General features: G+C 56.0%; 23 protein-coding genes and 1 tRNA gene. 8 read left to right on the top strand and 16 right to left on the bottom strand.

The window, feature by feature from the left end:
• Positions 1 to 71: 71 nt before the first annotated feature.
• Together ypfH and mgtA are read right to left on the bottom strand one after the other, a co-directional pair.
• A complete protein-coding gene (gene ypfH / locus LSG25_RS01885; RefSeq protein WP_232743032.1) occupies positions 72 to 842 on the bottom strand; it encodes an esterase in 771 nt (256 codons plus the stop codon).
• A 111-nt stretch (positions 843 to 953) separates the two neighbouring features.
• Entirely contained in the window at positions 954 to 3,719 is a 2,766-nt protein-coding gene (mgtA, locus tag LSG25_RS01880) for a magnesium-translocating P-type ATPase (RefSeq protein WP_232743031.1), read from the bottom strand.
• Between the two features lie 456 nt (positions 3,720 to 4,175).
• Between mgtA and imuA the strand changes: the two genes are divergently transcribed.
• From imuA to LSG25_RS01860, 4 genes are all read left to right on the top strand, one after another.
• The gene (gene imuA, locus LSG25_RS01875) at positions 4,176 to 4,907 is read left to right on the top strand and encodes a translesion DNA synthesis-associated protein ImuA (RefSeq protein WP_370635935.1); all 732 of its coding nucleotides are present in this window, start codon (positions 4,176 to 4,178) and stop codon (positions 4,905 to 4,907) included.
• Positions 4,837 to 6,360, top strand: coding sequence for a DNA polymerase Y family protein (locus LSG25_RS01870; protein ID WP_232743030.1), 1,524 nt, complete (start codon positions 4,837 to 4,839; stop codon positions 6,358 to 6,360). Before imuA ends, LSG25_RS01870 begins: the two co-directional genes overlap by 71 nt.
• Positions 6,361 to 6,381: 21 nt before the next feature.
• Positions 6,382 to 9,534 (top strand): error-prone DNA polymerase, encoded by a 3,153-nt coding sequence (locus LSG25_RS01865; protein WP_232743029.1) that lies wholly within the window; start codon positions 6,382 to 6,384, stop codon positions 9,532 to 9,534.
• A 143-nt stretch (positions 9,535 to 9,677) separates the two neighbouring features.
• Positions 9,678 to 10,136 carry a GatB/YqeY domain-containing protein gene (locus LSG25_RS01860; protein WP_232743028.1) on the top strand — a complete coding sequence of 153 codons (459 nt, stop codon included), beginning with the start codon at positions 9,678 to 9,680 and terminating at the stop codon, positions 10,134 to 10,136.
• Positions 10,137 to 10,171: 35 nt separating this feature from the next.
• Here the strand turns inward: LSG25_RS01860 and LSG25_RS01855 are convergent, their stop codons facing one another.
• Together LSG25_RS01855 and LSG25_RS01850 are read right to left on the bottom strand one after the other, a co-directional pair.
• Positions 10,172 to 10,570, bottom strand: coding sequence for a BPTD_2524 family lipoprotein (locus LSG25_RS01855; RefSeq protein WP_232743027.1), 399 nt, complete (start codon positions 10,568 to 10,570; stop codon positions 10,172 to 10,174).
• A gap of 119 nt (positions 10,571 to 10,689) precedes the next feature.
• Complete coding sequence (locus LSG25_RS01850) at positions 10,690 to 11,766, bottom strand: alkene reductase (RefSeq protein ID WP_232743026.1); 1,077 nt, start codon at positions 11,764 to 11,766, stop codon at positions 10,690 to 10,692.
• Between the two features lie 112 nt (positions 11,767 to 11,878).
• Here LSG25_RS01850 and LSG25_RS01845 point away from each other — a divergent pair, with 112 nt between their 5' ends.
• Entirely contained in the window at positions 11,879 to 12,532 is a 654-nt protein-coding gene (locus LSG25_RS01845; protein WP_232743025.1) for a TrkA family potassium uptake protein, read from the top strand.
• Between the two features lie 4 nt (positions 12,533 to 12,536).
• Positions 12,537 to 13,904, top strand: coding sequence for a TrkH family potassium uptake protein (locus LSG25_RS01840; protein ID WP_232743024.1), 1,368 nt, complete (start codon positions 12,537 to 12,539; stop codon positions 13,902 to 13,904).
• Here LSG25_RS01840 and LSG25_RS01835 read toward each other — a convergent pair.
• Genes LSG25_RS01835 through LSG25_RS01825 form a run of 3 tightly spaced genes read right to left on the bottom strand, consistent with a single transcriptional unit; the run spans position 13,901 to position 16,618 of the window.
• Complete coding sequence (locus LSG25_RS01835; RefSeq protein ID WP_232743023.1) at positions 13,901 to 14,794, bottom strand: amidohydrolase; 894 nt, start codon at positions 14,792 to 14,794, stop codon at positions 13,901 to 13,903. The genes LSG25_RS01840 and LSG25_RS01835 overlap by 4 nt on opposite strands.
• A gap of 20 nt (positions 14,795 to 14,814) precedes the next feature.
• Complete coding sequence (locus LSG25_RS01830; protein ID WP_232743022.1) at positions 14,815 to 15,777, bottom strand: tripartite tricarboxylate transporter substrate binding protein; 963 nt, start codon at positions 15,775 to 15,777, stop codon at positions 14,815 to 14,817.
• Between the two features lie 55 nt (positions 15,778 to 15,832).
• Complete coding sequence (locus LSG25_RS01825; protein WP_232743021.1) at positions 15,833 to 16,618, bottom strand: class II aldolase/adducin family protein; 786 nt, start codon at positions 16,616 to 16,618, stop codon at positions 15,833 to 15,835.
• A gap of 252 nt (positions 16,619 to 16,870) precedes the next feature.
• Here LSG25_RS01825 and LSG25_RS01820 point away from each other — a divergent pair, with 252 nt between their 5' ends.
• Positions 16,871 to 17,803 (top strand): LysR substrate-binding domain-containing protein, encoded by a 933-nt coding sequence (locus LSG25_RS01820; RefSeq protein ID WP_232743020.1) that lies wholly within the window; start codon positions 16,871 to 16,873, stop codon positions 17,801 to 17,803.
• 115 nt (positions 17,804 to 17,918) lie between these two features.
• Here LSG25_RS01820 and LSG25_RS20470 read toward each other — a convergent pair whose 3' ends face one another.
• Positions 17,919 to 18,542 (bottom strand): flavin reductase family protein, encoded by a 624-nt coding sequence (locus tag LSG25_RS20470; RefSeq protein ID WP_370635934.1) that lies wholly within the window; start codon positions 18,540 to 18,542, stop codon positions 17,919 to 17,921.
• 7 nt (positions 18,543 to 18,549) lie between these two features.
• Entirely contained in the window at positions 18,550 to 19,521 is a 972-nt protein-coding gene (locus tag LSG25_RS01815) for a tripartite tricarboxylate transporter substrate binding protein (RefSeq protein WP_232743019.1), read from the bottom strand.
• A 17-nt stretch (positions 19,522 to 19,538) separates the two neighbouring features.
• Here LSG25_RS01815 and LSG25_RS01810 point away from each other — a divergent pair, with 17 nt between their 5' ends.
• Positions 19,539 to 19,841 carry a hypothetical protein gene (locus LSG25_RS01810; RefSeq protein ID WP_232743018.1) on the top strand — a complete coding sequence of 101 codons (303 nt, stop codon included), beginning with the start codon at positions 19,539 to 19,541 and terminating at the stop codon, positions 19,839 to 19,841.
• Between the two features lie 199 nt (positions 19,842 to 20,040).
• Here the strand turns inward: LSG25_RS01810 and LSG25_RS01805 are convergent, their stop codons facing one another.
• The 7 genes from LSG25_RS01805 to LSG25_RS01775 form a co-directional block, all read right to left on the bottom strand.
• On the bottom strand, positions 20,041 to 20,958 hold the full coding sequence (locus LSG25_RS01805) for a DNA-binding transcriptional regulator (protein ID WP_232743017.1): 918 nt from the start codon (positions 20,956 to 20,958) through the stop codon (positions 20,041 to 20,043).
• A gap of 45 nt (positions 20,959 to 21,003) precedes the next feature.
• On the bottom strand, positions 21,004 to 21,750 hold the full coding sequence (locus LSG25_RS01800) for an HpcH/HpaI aldolase/citrate lyase family protein (RefSeq protein WP_232743016.1): 747 nt from the start codon (positions 21,748 to 21,750) through the stop codon (positions 21,004 to 21,006).
• 221 nt (positions 21,751 to 21,971) lie between these two features.
• Complete coding sequence (locus LSG25_RS01795) at positions 21,972 to 22,841, bottom strand: hypothetical protein (RefSeq protein WP_232743015.1); 870 nt, start codon at positions 22,839 to 22,841, stop codon at positions 21,972 to 21,974.
• Between the two features lie 256 nt (positions 22,842 to 23,097).
• Positions 23,098 to 23,958 carry an amidohydrolase gene (locus tag LSG25_RS01790; RefSeq protein WP_232743014.1) on the bottom strand — a complete coding sequence of 287 codons (861 nt, stop codon included), beginning with the start codon at positions 23,956 to 23,958 and terminating at the stop codon, positions 23,098 to 23,100.
• Positions 23,959 to 24,116: 158 nt separating this feature from the next.
• The gene (locus tag LSG25_RS01785) at positions 24,117 to 24,935 is read right to left on the bottom strand and encodes an amidohydrolase (protein ID WP_232743013.1); all 819 of its coding nucleotides are present in this window, start codon (positions 24,933 to 24,935) and stop codon (positions 24,117 to 24,119) included.
• Positions 24,936 to 25,328: 393 nt separating this feature from the next.
• Positions 25,329 to 25,405: transfer RNA gene (locus LSG25_RS01780), tRNA-Pro, on the bottom strand.
• 101 nt (positions 25,406 to 25,506) lie between these two features.
• Positions 25,507 to 26,487: a tripartite tricarboxylate transporter substrate binding protein gene (locus LSG25_RS01775; RefSeq protein WP_232743012.1), complete on the bottom strand. Its 981-nt coding sequence runs from the start codon at positions 26,485 to 26,487 to the stop codon at positions 25,507 to 25,509.
• Between the last annotated feature and the right edge of the window lie 264 nt (positions 26,488 to 26,751).

The raw sequence follows: 26,751 nt of genomic DNA, 5'->3' as shown, positions 1-26,751 counted from the left end.
GCATGCTTATGGGCTGACGCGACTATGTGGGAATCGTGCGGGCACCGCGCGGCTGCTCGTGAATCCGGGAATCAATGCAAAGTCCGGTTTCCAGCCCAATCCTTGCCCGGATCGCTGCCATCGCCGCCGCCCTCTTCACCGTCTTCATCTTCATTCTCGGTATTGAGGTCTCCTAGCGCGGCTTCCCAACTGCGTAACGGAACGCAGGTCTGCAGCCTGTGCAAGGCCTGATGAATCAGGGCCGGATGCAATTCATGCCCAACGGTCGACGCGATATCCAGGGTAGCGTCGCCACGCAGTTCCGCCAGCCGCGCGTGCGTACTCCGGATCTGGCCCACCGGCACCAGGGTATCGTCCGCGCCATGCAGAAAATGCAGCGTCGTGGCTCTGGGAGCGGCCGCGGGCGGGCTCGCGTAGCATCCGGAAAATGCCAGCACGCGTCCCGCCAGATCGGGTTGCGCCATGCAGGCTTCGAGCGCCAGGGTCGCTCCTTGGGAAAAACCTGCCAGCGCGGTCTGCTCGCCCGATAAGCCATGGCGGGCCTGAAGCTGTTGAATTTGAGCAATCAAAGCAGGCAAGGCCTGCGCCACATGCGCTGCATCGTTGCTTTTACCCGGATCGTCCGGCTTGAGCCATTGATATTGGCCGGCCTGCATAGCTTCGATGCCATAAGGGATCACGACCAGAGCATTGGGGAAGGCCTGCTTGATCGCTTGCGCCAAAGGCAGCAATTGCTCAGGACTGGCCGATTCTCCATGCAGAAGCACGAACAGCTGCTGCGGCTTGCCTTGATCGGGCGAAAAAACCAGCGGATCCGGGGTATCTGATTTCAATATAGACATGGTTATCGCATTGGAAATACATATTTCGGCCTGATGGCACACATCCCAGGCCAGCCATCATCAAGCAGGTAAAAACGCCGCCGGCAACCTGCCTGCGGTGCACTGACCCTATTATTGCCAGCCATAGCGGCGATCGTAAAGCCCCTTCATCAACTGTATCAGACACACATAGCCCAGCAAAATAGCCAGCATCCAGGGAAAATAGCTCAAGGGGAGCGCCTGCAGTTTGAAATAGTCGGCCAATGGCCCCATGGGCAGGTAGACCCCCGCGGCGACGATCAGGGCGGTCATCAGCAGCAGTGGCCATGATGCCCTGCTCTGGAAAAACGGAAGCTTGCGCGTGCGTATCATGTGCACCACCAGGGTCTGCGACAGCAAGCCTTCGACAAACCAGCCGGACTGGAACAAGGTCTGATGCTCGGGCGAGTTTGCCGCAAAAACGAACCACATCAGGACAAACGTTGCAATGTCGAATATTGAGCTGATGGGGCCAAAAAACACCATGAAACGGCCCAGGCTCTCGGGATTCCATTTCTGGGGCTTGGACAAGAGTTCGTCATCGACATTATCGAAGGGAATAACGATCTGCGAAATATCGTACAGCAAGTTTTGCACCAGCAAATGAATCGGCAACATGGGCAGAAATGGAATGAATGCGCTGGCCACCAACACCGAAAACACATTGCCAAAATTCGAGCTCGCCGTCATTTTGATGTATTTCAACATATTGGCAAAGGTCTTGCGGCCTTCGATCACGCCCTGCTCAAGCACCATCAGGCTCTTTTCAAGCAGAATAATATCGGCCGCCTCTTTGGCAATATCCACGGCCGAATCCACCGAAATACCGATATCTGCCGCACGCAATGCCGTTGCGTCATTGATGCCATCGCCCATGAATCCCACTACATGGCCCTGGCTGCGCAAGACTCGCACAATCCGTTCTTTTTGCGCCGGAGAAAGCTTGGCAAACACCGTTGTTTTTGCCGCGGCCTGCATCAATTGGGCGTCGCTCAGGTCGTCAATCGCGCCGCCCAGCAGCACGCCTTTGATATCCAGATCCACCTCTTTACACACCTTGAGCGTAACCAGCTCATTGTCGCCGGTCAGGACTTTGACCTCGATGCCGCTGGCTTTCAGAGCCTGCAAGGCCGGCCGCGTAGTTTCTTTGGGAGGGTCCAGAAAAGCCATATAGCCGATCAGGGTCAGGTCGGCTTCATCGGCCACGCCATAAGCCGCGCGTGTCGGCGGCAAGTCTTTGCCGGCCACGGCCACCACACGCAGCCCTTCCTGGTTCAGCCGCGTCGTGATCTGGCGTATGTTTTCCAGCCACTCCAGGCTCAGCGGCTCTGTCTCACTTCCATTGCGAACCCGTGTGCAGGCTGCAAGCACTTCTTCCAGAGCTCCTTTGCAGATAAGCTCATGGTGGTCTTCTCGCTCGCTGACCACTACCGACATGCGGCGCCGGACGAAGTCGAACGGGATTTCATCGACCTTGCGGAAATTGTGGGCCAGATTCAGCTCCTGGCGCAATTCGGCATGCTCCAGCACAGCCACATCCAACAGGTTTTTAAGCCCGGTTTGATAGTAGCTGTTCAAGTACGCCATCTCCAGCACATGATCGTCGGCGTGGCCAAAGATATCGGTATGGCGCTCCAGCACGATCCGGTCCTGGGTCAGCGTGCCGGTTTTATCCGTGCACAGTATGTCCATGGCGCCGAAGTTCTGGATCGCTTCCAGACGCTTCACAATCACCTTTTTGCGCGACAAAGCCACGGCGCCTTTAGCCAGCGTGGACGTGACGATCATCGGCAGCATTTCCGGCGTCAATCCTACGGCAATCGACAAGGCGAAGAGCGCCGCCTCGACCCAGTCTCCCTTGGTGAATCCGTTCAGAAGCAAAACCAGCGGGGCCATGATCGACATGAAACGGATCAGCAGCCAGCTGACTTTGTTCACTCCGGCTTGAAACTGCGTAGGAGTCTGGTCGGCCGCAGTCACCCGTTCGGCCAATGCGCCGAAGTAGGTTTGATTGGCAGTCCCCACGACTACGGCTATGGCCGAGCCGCTTATGACGTTGCTGCCCATGAAGCATAAATTTTCCAGCTCGAGCGGATTCGTCACCGACGCATCGCTTTGCTGGGCAAATTTCTCGACCGGCAAGGATTCGCCAGTCAGGGCCGCCTGGCTGATAAACAAGTCCTTGGCACCAAGCACACGCAAATCGGCAGGCACCATATCGCCGGCCGAAAGCAAAATGATATCGCCCGGGACCAGCAAGCTGATAGGCACTTCGGCCTTGCGCGGGTTGCGCGGATGCAGGCGTATTCCAAAGAACTGTTCGGCCTCGAAAGCCGCGGTTTGAGCCGGATCGCGGCGCAGCACCGTAGCGGTATTGCTGACCATCTGCTTGAGTTTCTCGGCCGCCCCGTTGGAGCGCTTTTCCTGCACAAAACGCAGCAGAGTCGAGACGACCACCATGGTGCCTATGACTGTTGCCGCTTTCAAATCCTCGGTCAGATAGGAAATCAAGGCCAGAACCGTCAAGAGCAGATTGAACGGGTTGCGATAGCACAGCCATAAATGCACCCACCATGGCATGGGTTTCTCATGGGCAATTTCGTTGGGGCCGATGGCTTCGCGTTTGGCATCGGCCTCAGCCTCGCTCAATCCGTCGTTATGCGAGGCCAGGTCCCGCAGCACGGCATCGGGCACGGCTTGCGATACTTCAAGCAGATAGCCGGACAAGCGGTCGGATACCTTCTGGCCGACGGCGGAGCCGCGCAACAGGTCCAGAAAAGCCCGACGACGGAACTGACGGGCCGGCAGGCCCTTGTTTACAAACGCCAGGAGGCGCAATTTAATGGAATTGAAATGCATGGTTCTTCCCTACCGGCCAAGACGAATGCTTGCCGGAATTCCAGATTCAACAACTCCGCAATCGTTCAGGACGATAAACACGCATTGCAGGCCTTGAAAACCAGGCACGGCAAGACATCGTCCACGAACGCATCGCGGCAAACAAGAAGGGAAAAGAAGAAATCAACGGGGCCGAATGGCCCATCGATGCCGCTATTCGCCTGTAACAAAGGCAGCGGCGGAAGAGCTTATGAAAACCTCGTCGTTAGCTGCCGATGCAAGATCGACTACTACTCGAATCACTATCCACGAGGGAGCTCCTGTAAAAAAGACTCGCGCACTATACCTCCGGCTTCGATGAATAACAAGGCTTTGCGAGAAAAAGCAGAAACCTGTGGCGCTGCGGCCTCGTTGTGGCTATCATTGATACTGTATATTTATACAGTAAAATTACGAAATAATCCGCAGCGCACCAACATGAACACTATCCGATCTCCCGCCCTGGCGCATCCCGAACGCATCCACCCGGCACTATGGCGTGGGTCCCAACTGGCCCAGGCCCGTCAAACAACGGTGCCTACCGGGTTTGATAGTCTCGATCGCGAACTCCCCAACCAGGGTTGGCCCACCGGCACATTAATCGAGCTCATGCCAGCGCGACCCGGCATCGGTGAAATGCAGCTGTTGCGCCCTGCGCTTGAACTCCTCGACCGCGAGCGCTGCATAGTCTTGGTAAGCCCCCCCTACATGCCTTATTTTCACTGTTGGTTCAATTGGCAACTCGGCGGGCATCGCCCGGTATGGGTCAAAGCCAGCAGCATGCCCGACTGCTTGTGGTCAGCCGAGCAAATACTCAAATACCAGGCTTGCTCCGCCTTGTTGTGCTGGACGACCCATATCCGTCCCCAGGCACTGCGCCGCCTGCAACTGCTTGCCCAGCAAAGCGACGCCCTGTTCCTTATGTTCCGCCCGCCCGTCGCTGCGCTGCAGGCCAGCGCTTCGCCCTTGCGCCTGGGCCTCGCACCCAGCCGCCAAGGTCTTGTCGTCTCCATACTCAAGCGTCGCGGGCCTCTCTGTCCAATTCCCGTCCTCATCCCTCTTTACCCCACGCATTCCCAAATAGCCGTTCCCGCGTCTCATGCACCTCTGGATCAGTATCTACCTGCCCACGCACAGCCTCGACGCGCTTTTTCCCCATTGGCCAATTAATACGCCACTGGCCGCGGTCTTGCGCCAGGAAAAGGTCTGGGCCTGCACTTCAGCCGCACAAGCGCTGGGGGTGCGAGTTGGCATGCGCCGCAGCAGCGTGCTGGGGTTGGCACCGCGCATTGTCTTGCGCAACGACGACCCTCGGGCGGAACAGCATTATTTGCAGCAGATTGCACTGAGCTTATTGCAATACACCCCCTGCCTGGCATTTTTCGACCCCCACACCCTGGTGCTCGATGTCAGCGCCAGCCTGCGGCTGTTCAACGGGCCGCGCGCTTTGTGGCGGCGGCTGGCCAGTACCCTGCATGCATTGGAAACCCACGCCTGCCTGGGCATGGCGCCCACTGCACGCGGCGCCTGCCTGCTGGCCCGGCAAACCCATTCCAGGCGTCGACGTGTGCTGCGGCATGTCTCGCTGCAACGTCTGCTCGACCCGCTGCCCGCCGGTTTATTGCCGGCAACGCAAACCTATGCCGAATGGCTGCAAGGCATAGGCTGCCAAACGCTCGGGCAATTGCGCCAGTTGCCGCGCAAAGGCCTGCAACAACGCAGCGAACCGGCCCTGGTCCAGACGCTGGACGCCGCCTACGGTGCAGTCGACGACTACTTCAACTGGTTCGAAGCGCCCGATCGTTTTTCACAACGCCACGACCTGCTCGAGCGCATCGAATACACCCCGGCAGTGTTTCACGCGGCTACCCGGCTCATCGAACAGCTTTGCGGCTGGCTGCAAGCCAAACATGGCACCGTCACAACGCTTTGTTTCGGCCTGCATCATGAAAAAGGCCGCCATGCGCGGCCACCCACCCTTGTGAATCTCAAACTGTCGGAACCGGCGTGGCAGCCTGGCCATTTTGAAATCGTCCTGGGCGAACAGTTGCGGTCCCTCAGCCTGCCCGCCCCGGTCATCGCCATCGAACTGGAGGTTGCCGCCATCGAGGCCAGGCAAGGCCTGAGCCAGAGCCTGTTTATCGAACCCGCCCAATGGCCCAGCCAGGAACGCCGTTTGTTCGATATATTGCGCGCACGCCTGGGCGCGGAAAATGTTCTGCACGCCCATCCCCTGGCCGATTATCGGCCTGAGCGGGCCAATCGCTGGGAATCCGTCCCCGGGCCATCATCCCACGCACCAGCAAACCGGGCCGAACACGCGCTTTCCGGCAAAGCCGGCACATTATCAAGCGGCATGCCGCCGCAACTCCCCGACTGTGCCAGGCCATTCTGGCTATTGCCTGAACCGCTCGCGCTGGAAACCCGCAACAATCATCCCGTTTACAAGGGGGCAAGCCTGCGCCTGGTCCAGGGCCCTGAACGCATCGAAACCGGCTGGTGGGACGAACCCGGCCAGGAGTTACGCGACTATTTCATTGCCCAGGATGCCGGCGCCGCCCGCTACTGGATCTACCAGGATCGCCGCTCACCCGGCTGGTTTTTGCAAGGCTTTTTTGCCTGATTTTCCCAGGGCCTGGCCTGTATGCAAAAAAACCTGATCCCTCCATACGCCGAACTGGATTGTCTTTCGAATTTCACTTTCCTGAAAGGCGCCTCGCATCCGGAACAACTCGTGGAACACGCAGCAAAACTCCACTATCAGGCACTGGCCCTGGCCGACGAATGTTCGCTGGCCGGCGTTGTGCGGGCGCACGGCGAAGCCAAGCGGCAAAACCTCAAACTGATTATCGGCAGCCGCTTCGTTCCCGAACAATGCCCGGCCGAGATCATCGTGCTGGCATGCAACCGCAACGGCTACGGCAATTTGTCCGAGCTCATCACGCTGGCTCGCGCAGGCAGCGTCAAGGGTCAATATCGTTTGAGCCTGGACGACTTTCTCAAGCCCCAAGCCGGCTGGGAACATCTTGAAAACCTGCCCGACTGCCTCATTCTTTTCAAACCTGGCAATCCAGATCAGACTGAAACCTGGCTGCCTCAGCTCGAATCCCTGCTTAAGGCTTTCAAGGGCCGGATCTGGCTCGGGCTTGGCCGGCACTATCAAAACAAAGACATTCGGCCCACGACAAAACTGCAAACGCTGACCTCCAGGCTCGGTATTCCGCTGGTCGCCACCGGCGGCGTCGAGATGCACGCCCGATCGCTCCAACCTTTGCACGACACTTTGGCAGCCATACGCCTGAAGCGCCCCATCCAGGAATGCGGCTATGCACTGCAAGCCAATGCCGAGCACCATATGCGCAGCATCCGGCGCCTGGCGGCGCTATATCCGGAAAGCGCATTGTTGGAAACTCTTGAAATTAGCCGCCGGTGCACTTTTTCCCTGGACGATATCAAATACGAATACCCCATCGAAATCGTTCCTGAAGGGCATACCGTCAAAACCTATCTGCGCCAGGAAACCTATGCCGGCGCACAAAGACGCTACCCCCAAGGGCCAAGCGACGCCGTCAAAGCTCAGTTGGAAGAGGAATTGGGGCTTATCTCGGAATTGGACTACGAGCCTTATTTTTTAACCGTATACGATATCGTGCTCCATGCCCAGCAACAGGGCATACTCTGCCAAGGCCGCGGTTCGGCGGCCAATTCGGCCGTATGCTATTGCCTGGGAATCACCGAGGTCAATCCCGAAAACGGCAATTCACTTTTTGCCCGCTTCATCAGCCGCACGCGCAACGAACCGCCCGACATCGATGTCGATTTCGAGCACCGGCGCCGCGAAGAAATCATTCAATACATTTACCGCAAATACGGGCGCCAGCGAGCGGCCCTCACAGCCGTGGTCACCACCTACCGAACCCGCAGCGTCTTGCGCGATACGGGCAAGGCGCTGGGGCTGGACCTGGATCTTGTCGCCCGGGTGGCGCATTCCTTTCACCACTGGGACAGCAAACAGGCGCTGCTTGGAAAAATCGCCGAGCAAGGCCTGGACCCCGGCTCGCGCATTGCAAAGTCGTGGGCCGGACTAGCGCAGGATCTCATGGGCTTTCCTCGCCACTTATCGCAACACCCGGGCGGCTTCGTGATTGCGCGCAGCAAGCTGACGCGTCTGGTGCCCATTGAAAATGCGGCCATGCCCGAGCGCAGCGTCGTGCAATGGGACAAAGACGATCTCGACGCCATGCACCTGCTGAAAATCGACGTGCTGGCATTGGGCATGCTGTCCGCCCTGAAACGCGCCCTGGCCTTGACCGGCTGGTGTCGCGCCCAGGCACTGACCATGCAGACCATACCGGGTGCCGACAAACCCACCTACGAGATGATGTGCCGCGCCGACACCATCGGTGTATTCCAGATCGAATCGCGCGCCCAAATGAGCATGCTTCCACGCCTTAAGCCCGAAAAATTCTACGACCTGGTCGTGCAGGTCGCCATTGTGCGGCCGGGGCCCATACAGGGCGGCATGGTTCATCCTTATCTGCGCCGGCGGCAAAAAATCGAAAAACACGACTGCCCTCCTGGCCTCGAGCACATCCTTTCCCGCACCCTGGGCGTACCCATATTCCAGGAGCAGGCCATGCAGATCGCCAAGACGGGAGCCGGTTTCAGCGACGATGAAGCCGATGAGCTGCGCCGTTCCATGGCGGCCTGGCAGCGCAAGGGCGGCGTCGATAAATTTCGCACAAAATTCCTCGACGGCATGCGCAAGCACGGTTATGCGGAAGATTTTGCCGAACGCCTATTCAAACAGCTGGAAGGCTTTGGCGAATACGGTTTCCCGGAAAGCCATGCCGCCAGCTTTGCGATCCTGGCCTATATAAGCGCCTGGCTCAAACGCCACGAACCCGAGGCCTTTCTGGTGGCGCTGCTGAACTCCCAGCCCATGGGTTTTTATTCCTCGCGACAACTCGTTCAGGATGCCCGCAATCATCAGGTCGCAGTCCTGCCCGTGGACATAGCCACCAGTTTGTGGGAAGCCGCATTCGAATTTCCGGCCCTACCCCCACCAGTCGGCGGCGATACGGTACGCCCCCAGGTACGGCTGGGCTTCAATCTGATCCGTGGCCTATCTAAAGAAGCCGGCTTGCGCATCGAGTCCGCGCGCCGGCAGCGGGCGTTTACCGACACCCACGACCTCGCCCTGCGCGCCGCCCTGAGCCGGCACGACATGGATGCCCTGGCAGGGGCCGATGCCTTGCTCTCCCTGAGCGGACATCGGCGCCTGGCGCATTGGGCCGCGGCGAATGGCCCTTTCAAGGGGCTGCTGCGCCCGGCCCCGCTTGCCGATACCCATCTACCCGAGCTGCCCGAACCCACCGAGGGACAAAGCACACTGGCCGACTATCGATCTCTGGGGCTTACTCTTGGACGACACCCTGTGGACTTTCTGCGGCCCGCTCTGCAGGCACGGCATTTTGTCAGCGCGGCCACGCTTTTAAAGGACTATCCCGACCGCCGCCTGGCCCGCGCCTGCGGCATGGTAACCATGCGCCAGCGGCCCCAGACCGCCAAAGGCATCGTCTTTGTCAGCCTCGAAGACGAAACGGGATCCGTCAACGTCATTGTGCGGCCCGATCTGGCCGAGCGCCAACGCACCGAACTCACCCAGGCCGGCTTGCTGGGCGTCTATGGCATTTGGCAACGCCACCAGGGAACCTGCCATCTCATCGCCAGCCGACTGGTGGATTTAAGTTCGCTGTTGGGCCAGCTAAGCATTCCGAGCCGGAATTTTCATTGACGAGCCTTTGCATGGCCAAAAACCCGCCCACGCAGCCCGCGGCCATCGCAACGGCAAAAACCGAATTATCGTATGCGCGTTAAAATGAATGCCACAGTTTTTGCATTTCATGCACGGGCATGAATTTTTACTTAGGACAAACTATGAGCAATACGCTCAAACCTCAACTAGCCGAAGCCGTCAAAGCCGCCATGCGTGCCAAAGAAGCCGCTCGCCTGGGTACCTTGCGTTTTCTGCTGGCTGCCGTCAAGCAAAAAGAAGTCGACGAACGCCGCGACCTGAACGACAGCGAAATAATTGCCATCATTGAAAAGCAGGTCAAACAGCGCCGCGAATCGATAGCCGCTTTCGAACAGGCCGGACGCACGGAAACGGCCGAGCACGAGAAGGCCGAACTGCTTGTACTGCAGGAATTCCTGCCACAGGCTGCCGCGCCCGAGGAAGTCGCCGCGGCAATCCAGTCCGCCATCGACGAGGTTACTCGTCAAGGCATCAGTGGCGCACCCGCGATGGGTAAAGTCATGGCACTGCTCAAAGCCGCCTTGGCCGGACGCGCCGATATGTCGGCCGTTTCAGCCCAAGTCAAGGCCAAGCTGGCCTGAGCCGCCAAGCGTCCGAGCCCGATCCGGCGCCGATTTTACTTGTAGGCAAAACAGACCGTGGTATCCATGCGCACCGACTCCTGCATGGCGTCGAGCGCGGCCTTATCCCAGGGAGTGCGGCCCCAAATGGCCTGAGTCACCTGCGTATGCTGCGCATCTATGGCTTTGAGTTCGGTGCGGGCCACGGCGTCGCTGCCCAAGGGATTGAGCACAGCCACCACGCCGGAACGAGTATCGGGATTCAAAGAAGCCCGCACAGCAAACTGGTTCTTGCCGCGCAGACATTGCTCGGCCTGATCCCGCGCTCGTTGGTAGACCGTTTGGTAGTCGCGCGCCACCGAATACGAAACACTGGGCGATACCCCCGGCTGTATGCCTACGGCGCACCCCGACAGCAATCCTGTCACCGCCAATCCAAGAACAAACGATCTCACTGCCACTCCTCGTTGAACACGCCTTTGTGATTATGCATGAACACGCGGGCATCCGCCAAACATTACTGGTTTGACAGCACCACCGCTGCGGCAACAAGCACGCAGCGCCCGTTCTCTTCTCAAGCGACCAGCGCCGTCCGATCTTCACCCAAGCTCGGATAATCGGTATACCCTTCGGGGCCGTTTGCATAGAACGTGGCCGGATCTGCCTCGTTCAGGAGCGCGCCGGCATCCAGGCGCGCCACCAGGTCGGGGTTGGCGATAAACATCCGCCCAAAGGCCACCGCATCGGCATCGCCTCTGTCGAGCGCCTGCTGCGCGCGATCCAGGTCGAATTGCTCATTGGCTATGACCGGACCCGCAAACAGGCGCTTGAGTGTTGCCAACTGGCTGTCCTCACCCACGGCCTCACGTATGAAGATAAAGGCAATATGGCGCCCACCCAACCGCTCGGCTACATAATTGAACAACGCAGGCGGATTGGAGTCGGAGGTTGAATGCACACCGCCGCGAGGCGATAAATGCACGCCTACCCGGTCGGCTCCCCAGACCTCGATGCAGGCGTCCACGATCTCCAGCAGAAATCGCGCGCGATTTTCCACGGAGCCGCCGTATCGATCCTGGCGCCTGTTGGCGCCATCCTGTAAAAACTGATCGATCAGATAGCCGTTCGCCGCATGAATCTCGACCCCATCAAAACCGGCTGCCATGGCATTGCGCGCCCCGCGCGCAAAGTCGGCCACAATACCGGGAATTTCCTCGGTGTCCAAAGCGCGCGGCGTGACATACCCGCGTTTCGGGCGCAACAGGCTGACGTGGCCCTGAGGGGCAATGGCGCTGGGCGCTACCGGCAAGCCGCCGTCCAGAAGCTCGGGATCGGACACGCGGCCTACATGCCAGAGTTGCAGGAAAATCTTGCCGCCGCGGGCATGAACGGCCTGAGTGATGGCATGCCAGCCGGCAACCTGGGCTTCAGACCAGATCCCGGGCGTATCCGGATAGCCGACCCCCTGGGCCGACACGGAAGTGGCCTCGGTCAGGATCAACCCGGCTCTCGCCCGCTGGCAATAGTATTCACGCATCAGGGCATTGGGAACACGGCCCTCCGTTGCGCGAGTGCGCGTCAAAGGGGCCATGACGATGCGGTTTTTCAAATGGACCGCGCCCAATTGGAGGGGCTCAAACAGATTGTGCATATAAAAGGCTCTCTTGAACTAACGTTAACCCTTAGTTTGCCTGAAATCCTTATGATATGTGCGGATATACTTATAACCCGACCTCCCATCCCCATCATAAGGACACCCGCCCATGGGACAATTTGCCGTTATCGGCCTGGGCCGCTTCGGTTCGGCCACCTCGCTCGAACTGGTAAAACTCGGACATTCCGTGCTGGGCGTGGACGCCAATAACAAGGTCGTCGACAAACTCGCAGACCAGATCACCCGCGCGGTCATTGCCGATGTCACCGACAAACACTCCCTGGAAGAGCTGGGCCTGGAAAACTACGATGTCGTACTTGTCGCCATCGGCGAAGACCTCGAGGCCAGCCTGCTTTGCGTCGTGCATCTGAAAAGCCTGGGCATCAAGACCATCTGGGTCAAGGCCACCTCGCATGCCCAGCACCTGATTCTCGCCAAGCTGGGCGTGGAACGTATCGTGCATCCCGAAGAAGAAATGGGAATCCGCATTGCCCAGGCCCTCAGCTACCCCATGGTCAACGACTATATTTCGCTGGGCAATGGCGAGTTCGTCGTTGAAATCGAGGCCAGCGAGCATTTGCAAGGCGTGCCGCTAAGCCATTTCCTGGGAAGCGGTTCAAACCCCATCCATGTCCTGCTCGTGAAACGGCGGGCTGAAATTACGTTCCATCCGGCCGCCACCTTCGCGCTCGAAGCCAAAGATACCCTGATCATGACCGGCCAGCTGCAGGCACTGAAAGCCCTCGCCCCCAGGCTGGAATAAGCTCATGCGCAACTGGCAACCCCTGCACGGCTACAAGACTTACAGACGGATCCGGAAAACCGGCCTGTTCAACGCAAGCCCGCCCATCGTCCTGGCTGCCGGCTTTCTCATTTTAATTGTGCTGGGGGCCTTCATGCTGTGGCTGCCGGTTTCCACACGCCAGCCCATCAGTTTTTTCACCGCCCTGTTCACGGCCACCTCGGCTGTAACCGTAACCGGCCTGAACCTTGTCGACCCCGGCAGCACATTCACTCACACCGGGCAAATCATCATTGCCCTGCTAATCCAGATCGGCGGCCTGGGTTTTGTCACTCTGGCCGTGGTCGCGGCATTGACCCTGGGCAAGAAAATCAGCATAAAGCAGCAGGCATTGGCGCTGGAAGCCTTCAACCAGACCAGTGTGTCGAAAATCCGGCAAACCGCCTATTCGGTGTTCAAAATTTCAGCCATCATCGAAATAGCCGGTGTCATCATCCTGACCTTGCGATGGTGGCCCGAATCGGGTTTTGTGTCCGCCTTGTACAGTGCCCTGTTCCACGCTGTATCCGCATTCAACAATGCCGGTTTTTCACTCTATTCGGCCAATATGGCGGGCTTCGTCGCCGACCCCATCGTTATTCTCACGATGTCCGCACTGATTATCCTCGGCGGAATCGGCTTTACCGTTTTGAGCGATATCAACGCCAAGCGCAGTTGGTCCAAGCTGCGCCCCTACACAAAAGTAATGATTCTTGCCACGCTGGTTCTCAATCTGGTGGGCTTTGTCCTCATCTGGGCGCTGGAATTGAACAACGCCGATACGCTCGGGCATTTGTCGTTTTCGGGCCAGGCCCTGGCTGCCTGGTTCCAGAGCGTTACGACCCGCACGGCCGGTTTCAACAGTCTTGATATCGCCAAGCTGACCGACACCAGTACCCTGCTCATGATATTGCTGATGTTCATAGGCGGCGGCTCGCTCAGCACGGCCAGCGGCATCAAGGTGGGAACCTTCGTTGTGCTGCTTGCGGCCGCTTATTCGTATATTTTCCGCCGCAAGGAAATCGTGCTGCTGAAACGATCGATTTCTCCCGAAATCATCCAGAAATCCCTGGCTTTGCTGCTGATCAGCACCGCGCTTGCCTTTGCCGGCGTTTTCCTGATTTCCATCTTCGACAAGGCGCCATTCCTGAGCATAGTATTCGAAGTGGTTTCAGCCCTGAGCACCGTCGGCCTGACCCGCGACCTGACTCCGCATCTATCGGCCGCCAGCCAGGCTATTCTTATTGTGCTGATGTACGCCGGCCGCCTGGGGCCTCTTACTCTGGTGTACAGCATTGCGACACAAACGCGCAGCCGGATCCGCTACCCCGAAACGGAAATGCAAGTCGGCTAAGCCCCAAACCCATACAGATTCGCGGGATTATCGACCAGTACCTTTTTCAGGCTTTGTTCATCGGCAACCCAGCGCCTCAAGGTATTGAGCAATACGCCATCGTCGGGTACATCGGCCTCGTTGAAATAATTGATATGAGGCCAGTCTGTGCCCCACACCACATGATCCGGATTGGCCTTCAATATTCTTTCCGCAAAAGCGTCGATATCGTCGTAATGGCCTTTTTTATTGCTGTTCCGATCCGCTCCGGAAATTTTTGTCCAGACCGAACCGTCGGCCAGCATGGCGCACAGCTTTCCAAAGCCGGGATTGTCAATGCCCAGGGCGACATTCATGCGTCCCATATGGTCCACAACCAATGGCACCTTCAGTTTCGCAAGGCGCGGAGCCAGCTCGGGCAAGTCGGGGGCATGGACCCAGATCTGCGCATGCATGTCCAGGTCGCGCAGCAAAGGCGCCAGGGCTTCCAAAGCCTGCAAACCCACTCCATTCTTGTATACCGCCTGGCCATTGAGCTTGTACAGATTGAATCTCAGGCCCCTGATGCCCGCTTCGCGCCATGCTTTCAAGACCGGCAAGCCGATACCCTGATCGCATACGGCAACGCCTCTTAACCTGTCGGGATATTTGCCGAGCGCATCCAGAACCGAGCTGTTGTCGGTGCCGCAGGCGCTGGCCGTCACAAGAACACCCCGCTGAAGACCCAGCCGGTTCAGGTGCCATATAAACCGCTCTGCATCATTTTCCGCGGGAGTGTAGCTGCGCTCATCGGCCAGCGGATATTGTGCATACGGGCCGAATATATGTGCATGGGAATCGCACGCATTCTCGGGAATATTAAAACCGACCTTTTGAAACGTATCAAGAGGAGGACAACAGGGATTCGACATTTTCGGATTGCTCGCCACTATTATTTCTGTAACTTGCCTTCGGCGCTCAGCTTGGCCGCAATTTTGTTTTCGTCATTGATCATGCCCATGAATTTCTCGGGTGTGGACGACATGGAGGTACTCCCCACTTTCCCCAGGATGTTCTGCACGGACTTGTCCTGGGCAACCTTCTGCAAGGCTTTGTTCAGCACCTCGACAACTTCGGTGGGCGTATCCTTGGGAACGAGCAGGCCCGTGCTGGTAGATGCGTCCAGGCCTTTCACGCCCGACTCTTCAAGGGTCGGAACATTGGGCAGCGAAGGCACTTTCTGGGCAGTCATGACGGCCAGCGCTTTCAGGTTACCCGACTGCAATTGTCCAGCGGAGCTGCTGAGCTGATCGACCACCACATCGATCTGATTGCCCAGCAAGTCCACCAGGGCCGGGCCCGATCCCTTGTAGGGAATAGCTGAAAACTTGCAATGCGAGGCGTCCTCAAGGCGGATCAGGCCTATGTAGTTGGTCGTACCGATACCCGAATGGCCTACAGTGACCTTGCCGGGATTGGCGCACGCATATTTCAGAAGCGACTGGATGGTCTGAAATTTACTTTTGCCATTGACATCGATAATCAAAGGGGTCGACGCAACCAGCCCCAAGGACCGGAAATTCGCCAGCGTATAAGGCGTCTTGGTCATATACGGTGTTACCGCTATGGCGTTGGGCGTTGTCACAAGCAATGTGTAGCCGTCCGGGTTCGAACGCGAGACGAATCCCGCACCGATGGCCCCCCCCGCACCCGGCTTGTTTTCCACGATAACCGAGGCACCCAAAGCCTTCTGCAGGGCCGGAGCGATAGCTCGCGCCGTAATATCGAGGTTGCCACCAGGCGCAAAAGGCACGATCAACGTTATGTTTTTATCCGGATAAGCAGCGAAGGCCGAACCGCATGCGGCCACAGCACAAGAAATAATCGATAGCTTTATTGCTTTGTTAGTAAACATTGTTGTCTCCAGAGATATATTGTTTAAGCAAGACTTGCATAACCGCCATTCAGGCTCAGGTCTTGTAAGAGGGGTCCAGCCTGTCCAGCTTTCTGAGCAAAGCCGGCCATTCCATCAATCCGTAGGGGCGGCGCGTCCCGGGCTGATAGTTGTTCCACGTTTCTTCCAGCGTTTTTTGATCCACCTGCCGCAGCGGTGTGTTGCAAGCCATCGCCGCCAGTTGGGCACGGCACGACAACTCGAGCCTGTGCAGCCAGTTGAATGCCTCGCCTATGCTTTTGCCTACCGTCAAAGCCCCATGATTTCTCAGGATCAGAGCTTCGTTTTGCCCCAGATCCTTCACCAGGGATTCCTTTTCGGCCTCATCCAGAACCACACCCATATAGCTGTGGTAGCCGATCTTCAAAAACCGCATCGCCGTCTGGCTGATCGGTAAAAGGCCGCATTCCAGAGCCGAAACAGCCATGGTCGGCCAGCTGTGGATATGAATTACGCATGCAACATCGTGCCGCGCCTCGTGAATAGCGCTATGAATGACGTAGCCGGCCTTGTTGATGCCGTAGTCAAGCTCGCCGAAGTCGGGTTTCGCCAGTATTTTGCCGCTGAGATCCACTTTGATCAGGCTGGACGCTGTGATTTCTTCGTACATCATGCCGTAGGCATTGATCAGAAACGCATTCTTTTCGCCCGGTACGCTCGCGGATATATGATTCGCCACCATATCCGACATGCCATACAGCTCGACCAGGCGATAGCATGCCGCCAGATCCACGCGCATTTGCCATTCTTCGGTCGAGCACTTGTCTTTCATTGAAGATATTTTCAACTGGTTATTTTCCATGGAACCCTCGGATATCCGCCTGATCTTGCCCAATAAGAATTGGGACAGGCCACATAACGCTAAACAAATATTGGCCAGACCATGACTCTATGCGCGAATCGAGAACTCCGCTAGACAGCAAAACACAAGAGGTGTTTAATAAAATTAAAGGCTTGTACCGGCCTTCTGCGAACAAACCCATGGCCGTACCGCCCTTTTTCGGCCTTATCCGGCGGCCGGCCCATACCAAATTACCTATCGACCTCCTTCCCTATGGAATTAAAACAGCTGCATTATTTTGTGCGAGTAGTAGAACTGGGCAGTATGGGCCGGGCGGCCCTTGAACTGAACGTCACGACCTCGACATTGAGCCAGCAAATCAGCCGCCTCGAAAGCGAGCTTTCCACACGCCTGCTTCAACGCCTATCGACAGGCGTCGTACCGACCGGAGCCGGAATCGAATTCTGGCAGCACGCCCAGGCCGTGCTGCGCCAGGTAAAAATCGCATCCAGCGCGGCCCAGGCAGGACGCCTGTCCGGAAAAGTCAGCGTGGGAATGGCGCCCACCACGGCATTGATGCTGGCCCTTCCCCTCTTGAGAGCCATGCAACAGCGCTATCCCAAAATACATCTGCATATCGTCGAAGGATTATCGGGGCATCTGACAGCCCTGCTGGACTCCAGACGGCTGGACTTGACCATGCGATTCGATATGGGCGAGGATCACCGGATGAGTGTCACTCCGCTATTGAAGGAATATCTCTTTGTCATCGGCATGAATAATCTGTCCGGCATGCCCAAGGGCAAAAGCACCCGCCTGGAGCATTTGGGCAAATTGCCCCTTATACTGCCTAGCGGCCGCCACACCCTGGTGAGCATCATCATGAATGCCTTCAAGCGGAAAAACATCATGCCCAATGTCGTGGCGGAAATCGACGGGCTCAATACGCTCATAGGCGCGGTGCAGGCCGGCATGGGAGCCACCATACACCCCAGTTCGGCGACCTCGTTCATTCATAACGAAAATATCGTATTGATTCCCATCGCCGACAAGTCGCTGCACCGGTGCAGCATCCTGACCAGCCAGCCAGACGAAGAACTGTCCCCCGCCGCCCTGGCAACACGCGTCGTGCTTAAAGATGTAGCGCACGGCTTGATTAAAAATGGCTTATGGGAAGGGGCGTCGATACTAGGGCCCGAGAGGTAATGGCCAAGACGAAAAGATACCTGCGTCAATGAGATGAAATTAACGCAGGTTGCACTTTCTCCGCATCCTTACAACAAAACCGGGCGCAGCATTTTAAAAACTAGCGCTTACAGGCTCACTCGCTCCGCGCGACCGAAGCGAGCTCCGTAATTTCGCCGAGCTCCGAATACAGGTTTCCTCCAAGTCTCGCTACCAATCCCGCTTCAATCGACCGAAAACGTCCATCACTGTCGAGCAAGTGCCGCGCGACATAGAGCCCAACGATTCGACCGATTACTGCTGTGCAACCTAGATCATCGTGGTGCTCGGGTCGTATCCTGACCAGTTTAAGTAACTTGCATTCGAGGGCTGCTGGAGTCCCCTCAACGCGAGGTGCTTTAACATTTTCGCTGTGCGTTGACCGGAGGTTGATCATGTCGAACTCGTTGGTTCCATACGGGGCTGGCCTTGAAGTGGAATGCATGGCCTCGAGAAAATCCCTGGAGACCATATTGATCACATACTCTTTAGAACTTCGTATGTTTTGAAGAGTGTCCTTTTCCCGTCGATCCGTCGGATTCACACAAGAAAAAATCACGGTGGGAGGGCTATTGGTGAGGAGAGTGAAGTACGAAAACGGAGCCAGATTGACGCCGCCTCCCGCGCTTGATGAACTTACCCACGCGATCGGGCGTGGCGCCACGATCGCGTTGAGAATCGAAGGTTTTATCAATGTCGACTTTCTAAGATCGAAAAACATCTTCACCTCACTGAGGAGTGATTCCAGCATTTTTGACGATTTTTGCCCACTTCTTGTTTTCAGCGATCTGAAACTTCATTAGGTCGTCGGGAGACATTGGCATTGGATCGGCGCCAGTGTTGCGAAACAATTTTGCAAGTCGCTCGGAGGCAATTGCCTTGGTGAGCGCAGCATTGAGGCGCCCCACGGCCGACCGTGGTGTCCCCGCTGGGGCCCACATCCCAACCCACCAAGTCAAGCTATAGTTAGCCACCCCAGCCTCTTGCATGGTAGGAACGTCTGGCAGCACTTGCGCACGCCTGGGGCCAGAGACCGCGAGAGCCCGCAATTTACCGGCTTTCACCAATGGCGCAGATGTATTCAAGTCGGCAAACATCGTGTCGAATTGCCCGCCAATGAGGTCGGTAGTTGCCTGGGGGTTAGTTTTGTACGGAATCTCCATAAGCCGGATGTGGGCGAGTTGACTGTAGAGTGCCATGGCAATACGCGGAGTTGTCCCGGCCCAACCATAAGTAAGCTTCCCAGGCTCCCGTTTTGCCCGTGCAGTAAGCTCCGCTACAGAGTGGATCGGTGAGGTTGCCGGCACGAGCAGCACCATGACGCCTGCGCCGATCCCACCAATGGGAGAAAAGTCCTTGATGTAATCGTATGGAAGGTCCAGATATAGGCTTTGATTCGCTGCATGAGTCGCGTTGGTTCCTACTAGGATCGTGTAACCATCATTTTTAGACTTGGCGACATAATTGGTCGCAATCCCGCCCCCAGCACCCGGTTTGGGTTCCACGACGACAGATTGTCCGAGTTCTTTGGACATTTCATTGGCGATCGCTCGCGCTACTGCATCAATTGCTCCAACACAACACATCACCATGCGAATCTGCTTAGTGGGATATATATCTTGTGCATGAACTGGTAGCGAGAGGCTAATGCAGGCAAGTAGGGTGCTGGCAAAGTAATAGATGATTTTTTTAACATGCATGATGGCTCTTTTTTTATGTGATCAATAAGTACATTCAAGAAGAAAAATTGCCGCAACAAGCCGAAAATGATGCTTCCATTTATCCTGTTTGGACAGCATCACTCTGCCTCTCTGATATCGAGAGCGAACACTTCGCTCTTCAGCTTGTGTCTTTTTATCGAATTAGGGCAATCTTGCCTCGCACCGCACATTTTGTCGAACAGAGAATCATGCCTTTCCGCAGAGCGAAAAGTTATGCGGCAACCAGTTGGCTGTTTAAACGCAGTCCGAAACCCATTTTCTGGCAAAATAATCCCCCTGCCAAAATGGGCACGGCTTGAAGTAGAAACGCTATGCGCTATAACGCCTTGCAGACCCGTTCGAACACAACCATCTGCTCTTGCATCACATTGCTCTATTCGCTTGAAATCGAGCTTAGGGTTGACGAACCCCTGGGACTCGTTCAGATCACCGATCTATGCCAGGAGCGGTTTACCTTCCAATGCAGCAGTCCGAAACCGGAATCGATTATGAACCGGGTTATAGATCGGACGGTAGAATGCGCATGTTGCGGATTTGCTCGTTTTTTTTTCGTCGTACGCCCATGTCTGCAAAAGAAGGCGCAGCGTTCTGCCCCGCATTATCCAACTCCTGCCAGCGAATACCAACATTGCGTGCAAGTTCCTCCAGACCAGGCAGATAAGTAGCTACCGCTTTCTTCTCGGTCAGTATCGACGAAAAAAAAGTAAGGCCTACTGCCGCCACAATCCGATTTCTAATTATTATAGGGACCGCAATAGTTTGTGACATCGGGCGAACCGCCCGATTTCTTGTTGCATAGCCCGTACGGTGTATATCGTCCAGTAACTCGCGAAACGCCACCCGGTCGTGAGCTGGTGCATCTTCGGGGTCAACCGAAAGAGCCAGCGCATCAAGTATGATTTCCTGTTCGCTTTTATCGCAAAACGCCAGGTATACACGCCCTAAAGCGCGGCTGGCCAAGCTCAGGCGCATATTGATGGAGGAATGCAGCAGCGCAAGCGGGGATAGCGGGATTGTACTGTACCGAACCACAACAGCGTTGTCGTCAAAAACAGCGATCGCCATCGGCCATTTAACCTTTAATGTCATTGCGTCCATCAGCGACATGGCGGCCTCCACAATTTTGGGTTCGCTGTGATAGCCCGCAGATAGCGACCGAACTTCTGACGTCAGATAATAGGCCCCATGCTGTGGCGCATGGCGCACTAGCTTCAGGTCCTCGAGAGTTCGCAGCAAACGCACGATTGTTGGTTTGGGGAGATCAGTCTGGACATACAACATCTCTACAGTCGAAACGGCCTGACGGTTCATTGCCTGTAATATGCCAATAGCTCGCGCGACGGAGCGAACGGATTGAGATGTGCCCAAAGCAACTTCCAGGTTAAAGATATTACGCAGTATTTTCAGAGGTTCCAAGACCGGTTACTATCGCGACTTTCAAGGCCCTGTTCAATCACCATATTACACGACACGGGACGGCGTCGCTGCAGCTTGAGCTGCCTGGCGCAGCAATGATTGATCCGATCCCACTACGATCCAGTTAGCCCCCATCTCGGCAAATGCATCGCGTTCGATAACATTACCAACAGCGATACCTGCAATCTTGCCTGCTGATCGTGCACTGTTGATAGCATGCTCGGTCGCTTGCGAGACTCGTGCGTGGTGTAGGTTATCAAGCCCGAACGACAAGGCAAGATCCGCCCTGCCTATGAAAATTCCATCAATGCCGTCAACGGTCAATATATCTTCAACTGAGTCGACTGCCGTTTCACTTTCTATCTGAGCCACGACCAAGCTTCCTTCGGCAGCACTTAGGCACTCTTTCATACCAAGCGTTCCGTAACGGGCGGCACGCGGCGAGCTTGAAAAGCCGCGCTCCCCTCCACGGTACCGAACCTTCGCCACCACAGCGCGCGCCTGCTGCGCGCTATCTACATGCGGTACGAGCAATCCAGCGGCTCCAATATCAAGCACGGAAAGAATGGTTGATGAAGCCGTGTCAGGAATGCGCACGATCAACGGCCAATTAGCCGCCCTGCCGGCAAGCATAAGTAAGTCGAGCGCTGATCGGTCCAGCGGAGCATGCTCGGCATCCAGCACACCGAAATCCAGCGAACTAAGCCCCAGAATCTCAATGACATGCACTGAATTGGTTTTGACGAACGTCCCAAGATGCGTAATATTGGGCGAAGGTTTAGACAATTTCATGTGTTGCTCGCTCTAGAAGACTGCCGTTTATTCAGGAAACTGCAGAACAAGCTCTATTTCGCATGAGATCAAAATAGTGCTTGTCCTTGACTACATACTCGACAGCACGACAACCTCAGAAGGAGTCTCACGGGGCATATAGAAGCCAAACTCGAGTCGGTACACTGGCCAGCCTCCGATGCTCACTAATGCGCGGCCTGGTCGCCGTGACGAGCGACGCCTTATTTGTCCCGCGTGTAATCGCCAGCGTTATAGACCCATCCTTTGGCAATGAAGTCAGCACGTGGCGGTGAAAATATGTCTACGAGAATGTGCTTCCCCTGCCCTATTCCTTCGGTGGTATGAATGAGATTTACTGGAATTACCAGAAGAGACGGAGAAGGCGCCACACAATGTTCATCGTCCTGCCACAGATTCGCATCTTTACCCCATTCGACACGTAGATGATGGTTATAGTTGCCACTAATAGCCAGTGTCCCCTGTTCGTGATGGGCGTGGCTGTGAGGACTAAGCTGGGAGCGCACGCGAGGCCCGTCGTAGGCGACCCAATTGATACTGAGCGTTTCGGTCTGGACCATTTTTAAACGAGGGTTGTCGGCGGGTGGGGAAATTTCGTCCAACTGCAACACTTGAACTTCGCCTTGATCGGTATGCCGCCTATAAGGAGTGCCGAACGGCTCAATACGCGAATCTGGGTTTGAATATGCTGCCGCGTTCAAGACGTCATTCAGATCAATGTCGATACGTGAGGAAGCAATCACACAGTAGCGGCCCCATTGTTCCAGCGCAATCGAATAGGGACCGGCGGGCACTACACATACAGTGCCGGCCGCAGCGAGAATTGCAGGCTTGCCTGCGCGGAGAATAGTGCCTCCAGTATCCGGCATTAGCACCAGCGTTTCGTATTCGCTTTTTACGAAGATAGTCTCACCAGCAACGCCAGCCTCCAGCCACTCCACGACGAAATTTTGCCCTCGCATCAGCCAACGTTGCACAGATCCGACTTGCTTCGATGAAGTCTCATCAAAGATTTGAAAACTACGTTTTCGTACATTGAATCGGCTAACCTCCTGATCCAGAGATTGTTGCATGCTAATTTTCCTTGATGAGTAAAATGCGATTCAATTTGACTGGCCTGCCCGATGGAGTAGTGCCGGCATCGGTAAAATGGCACCAACAGTGGCATAGTCGATACCACCCAGACGCGCCAGTGGTTTAGCCTTAACGGAATCGAAGCGGCCATCTTCTGTCAGATACTGTTCCGCCATATGCACGCCTACGACTTGTCCGAAAGCCACGCTACTACAAGCTCTTAAAGCCAGGCTTGGATAGAGGATCCAGAAATCTCTATTCTCCTTGGAAGCCAAAAATTCGAAAAGGATTTTTCCACAATACTTTTCGTCGATCCTCAACGTCGGAAAGCCAGCGGGAAAGTCCCGATAGTTCTGGACCATAGTCTATGCGAGTTCCCGCGCGAAGAAACGGCCAGTCCGATCCCCAAATACAACGCTCTACCGAAAAGGCATCAATGAGCTTTTCGACATAGCGATCCGTATCGAGATAGGGCCATCCCTGCCTGGAGCAGCGGAAAAGCGCAGAGAGCTTGATAATGGCATTGTGCGAGCGGCCCAGTTCCAGAAGAGCCTGAAATCCTGCTTGATTGATGCCACGATCCAGTACAGGACGACCACAGTGGTCAATGACGATCGGCGCCTGACAGGCTTTCAAAATATCGTTTGCTTCCAGGAGATGAGCTTCATCGTGATAATGAACCTGGACAATAAGACCGCGTTCTTCTGCAAGCGATAAAAGTCGTGCTCCGCCAGCGCCTTTAATTGCAGGGCTGGCAGGAAAGCTCAAATTGAAGCGGATTCCGACTACGCCTGTTTGAACCATGGTGTCGAGCTGCGCCTCGGAGATATCATGAGGGACAACAGCTATACCCTTGAAACGTCCGTTGGAAGACGCAATCACATCCAGCATGTTGCGGTTGTCGATGCCGTATCCACCAAGCGGATTGATTAATACCGCATGGCTAATCCTGTGCGCATCCAGTACTGCAGCGTACTGTTCGGCCGTACCTGTTTCATTGGCTAGTATCGAAAAACCGCTGCTCTCATGAATGGGATACCTTGTCAGGTTATAAACATGAGCGTGCGTATCTACCGCAAATGCTGGATTACTGCCCAGGGTCGTTGATAGAGTCATAGTGCGCAGGTCAGGTGTAAACACAAGGTGAAATTAGACAATTCAGTGTAGGAATGGCCGTCCGCTGCGTCAACGTCAAGTTGTGAACTTTTCACGGAGTGGAAAGATTGTCGGGCCTTGAAGCTGTCCCTGTAAAAAGCAAGGAACAGCTGTTCGAACTATGAAAAATATAGCTTCAACGCAGTCTCGCCCGCAATCTTGCGACGTGCATGCTTATCAGGTATCCATCTTGTGAAGGCAGAAATTGTGTCTGCGTAACTTACTCTGTTCTCAAAAGCGGCAAAGGGCCAATCGCTACCCCACAAGAGGCGTTCAGGCCCAGCCGACTTGAGAAGCTCGGCAGCGCATTCTCGCGCGAAATTTTCAGAAGGGAGCCTGAACCCGGCGGACAACTTGACCCACGTGTTGCCTCTGTCAACCGACTGTAGCACCGCCTGGAAACCTGGTGCGGCCAACCCGTGCTGTTCATTTGGACGTCCGAAATGGTCGATCACCAACCTGACGCCGGCTTGCTCCAACAAGCGGATGGTTTCCGGCAGGCGATGGCTGTCGTCATGCACATGCACATGCCAGTTGAGGTCGGCAACTCGTCTTAGCAATCGCTGATATTCCACTGAGGTAAGGTCAGGCCGCTCCTCAACGTTACGCCATTGCAGGCGTATTCCTACTACGCCATCTGCCTTCATCCGTTCGAGCGTGTACATGTCGAGTTGGGGGTGTGCGATGATCGTAGTACGCAACCGAGCATGTCGACGGCACGCTCTAATGTGGTAATCATTGTAGTCTCCATAAATGCTGGCAGCGGCGAGTACAGCAAACTGCACGCCATGTGTGTCCAAAACGGATAGGTAGTGCTCGACGGTCGCATCACGCGGAGGTTTATGCCAAGCATTCGCGTTCAGGGGCATATCCAACGTGTAGAGGTGCGCATGCGTGTCGACAAGCGGCGCTTCAAGCGGTAAAGATGAAAATGACATGGCGGCTCGCTTATTTAATGGTCGACGAAAGCAGTATGGTGATGGTTAGTGGGCACGGCCTTGATGAACTCCTCAAATTTGGCATGGGTTTCGCCCAAGGAACGCAAACTTAGATTGCCAAGGCTGGATCGCCCGATTGGCCCGATATTCTATTGTTAACTGTTTTTCTCGGCCATATGGCAAAATGAATTTTTCGCCAGATGGAATTCAAGTGGGTTGCGGTCAGTCGCCGTTCTCAATGGGACAGGCGGCTCGCGCACCAGGCGTTTCTTGGGTTTGATACGCAAGTACCACGCCATGCCTTAGCTCTGCGCTTTGTGGCACCGACGTGGCACGGCAGACCAGAACGGAACAAGGGTCTACAGACAAAAATCTGTAGACCCTTGATTTTGTTGGTCGGGACGGCGGGATTCGAACTCGCGACCCCTTGCACCCCATGCAAGTGCGCTACCAGGCTGCGCTACGCCCCGAAACCAAAGGGTTTAACCTTCGGCCCACTGGCCGAGGCAAGCCCCGATCCAGCGAAGAACAGGATTCTAGCATAAATATCTGCGACGCCTGCCCGCCCGTATCAATTCAATTGGATTCCAGACTTGGCAATCACTTTGCCCAACAGTTCTTTTTCATCTTTGATGTAGTCGGCGAACTGTTCAGGCGTGCCTCCGATCGTTTCGGCGCCTTCATTCGCCAATCGGGTCTTGACCTCGGGAATCTCCAATACCCGATTCAACGCCTCGTTCAGTTTAAGGACAATGGGGCGCGGCGTACCGGCAGGGGCAAGTATGCCGTACCAGGAATTCGTCTCGTAGCCGGCCAGGCCGGTTTGCGCAATAGTGGGTACATCGGGCAGCGCCGCAAGCCGCTTCGAGCCGGTAACGCCCAGCGCAATCAGCTTGCCGCTCTGGATATGCGGCAGGATCGCCACCACGCTGCTGAACATCATGGGCACTTCCCCGCTTAACAAACCGGTAAGTGCGGGACTCAATCCCTTATAGGGCACATGCACCATGCTCACACCGGCCATTGACGTGAACATCAAGGCGGCCAGTTGCGAGGACGAACCATTGCCATTAGAGGCGTAATTGAGCTTTCCGGGCTGCGATTTGGCCAAAGCGATTAGCTCTTTCACGGAATGCACCTTCAGCTTCGGATGCACCACCAGAACCAGCGGCGACTTGGCCAGCAGCGTGATGGGGGCAAAGTCCTTGATAGGATCATAGGCCAGGTTCTTTCGCAGGCTGGGGTTGATGGCAAGGCTGCCTACACCGCCCAGAAACAGCGTATAGCCGTCGGGCGCAGCCTTTGCCGCCAGCTCCGCGCCTATGGTGCCGCCGGCACCCGCCTTGTTTTCAACAACGATCGATTGCCCGAGAATCCGCGACAGCTGATCACCGACAGTACGCGCCACATTGTCGTTGCCGCCGCCGGGCGCAAAAGGCACGATCAGCCGGATAGGCCGGCTTGGATAGCCGGAAGCCGGCTGCGCCTGCGCGGTGCCCATGACAGCGCCAAACGCCGCCAGAGCAAGAATTTTTATATACACATTGATCATTTTTTTTGTCTCCCAGACATTTCAATCGCGCCGGTGGCGCGGCATTTGAGTCCCGCCCATCCTATATTCTGTGCCTGGATTACGCAATATGGCGTACAAGGCAATGCACTCCCTCCCCCCTGCACCGTAAGCTGTTCAGACTATATGGCTCCCCCAAGGCGCCCTGTCTTTGCCACGAGCCGCCTCACAACCGATCGGACCAGTAAATTTCTCTCGGGTATTCGACTAATCGCCAGCCTTCTTTCAGGCTGGCGCATCGACCGT

Origin of the sequence: Paralcaligenes sp. KSB-10 (assembly GCF_021266465.1) — a bacterium.
GTDB lineage: Bacteria > Pseudomonadota > Gammaproteobacteria > Burkholderiales > Burkholderiaceae_B.
This window is presented reverse-complemented; position numbering and strand designations above follow the sequence as displayed.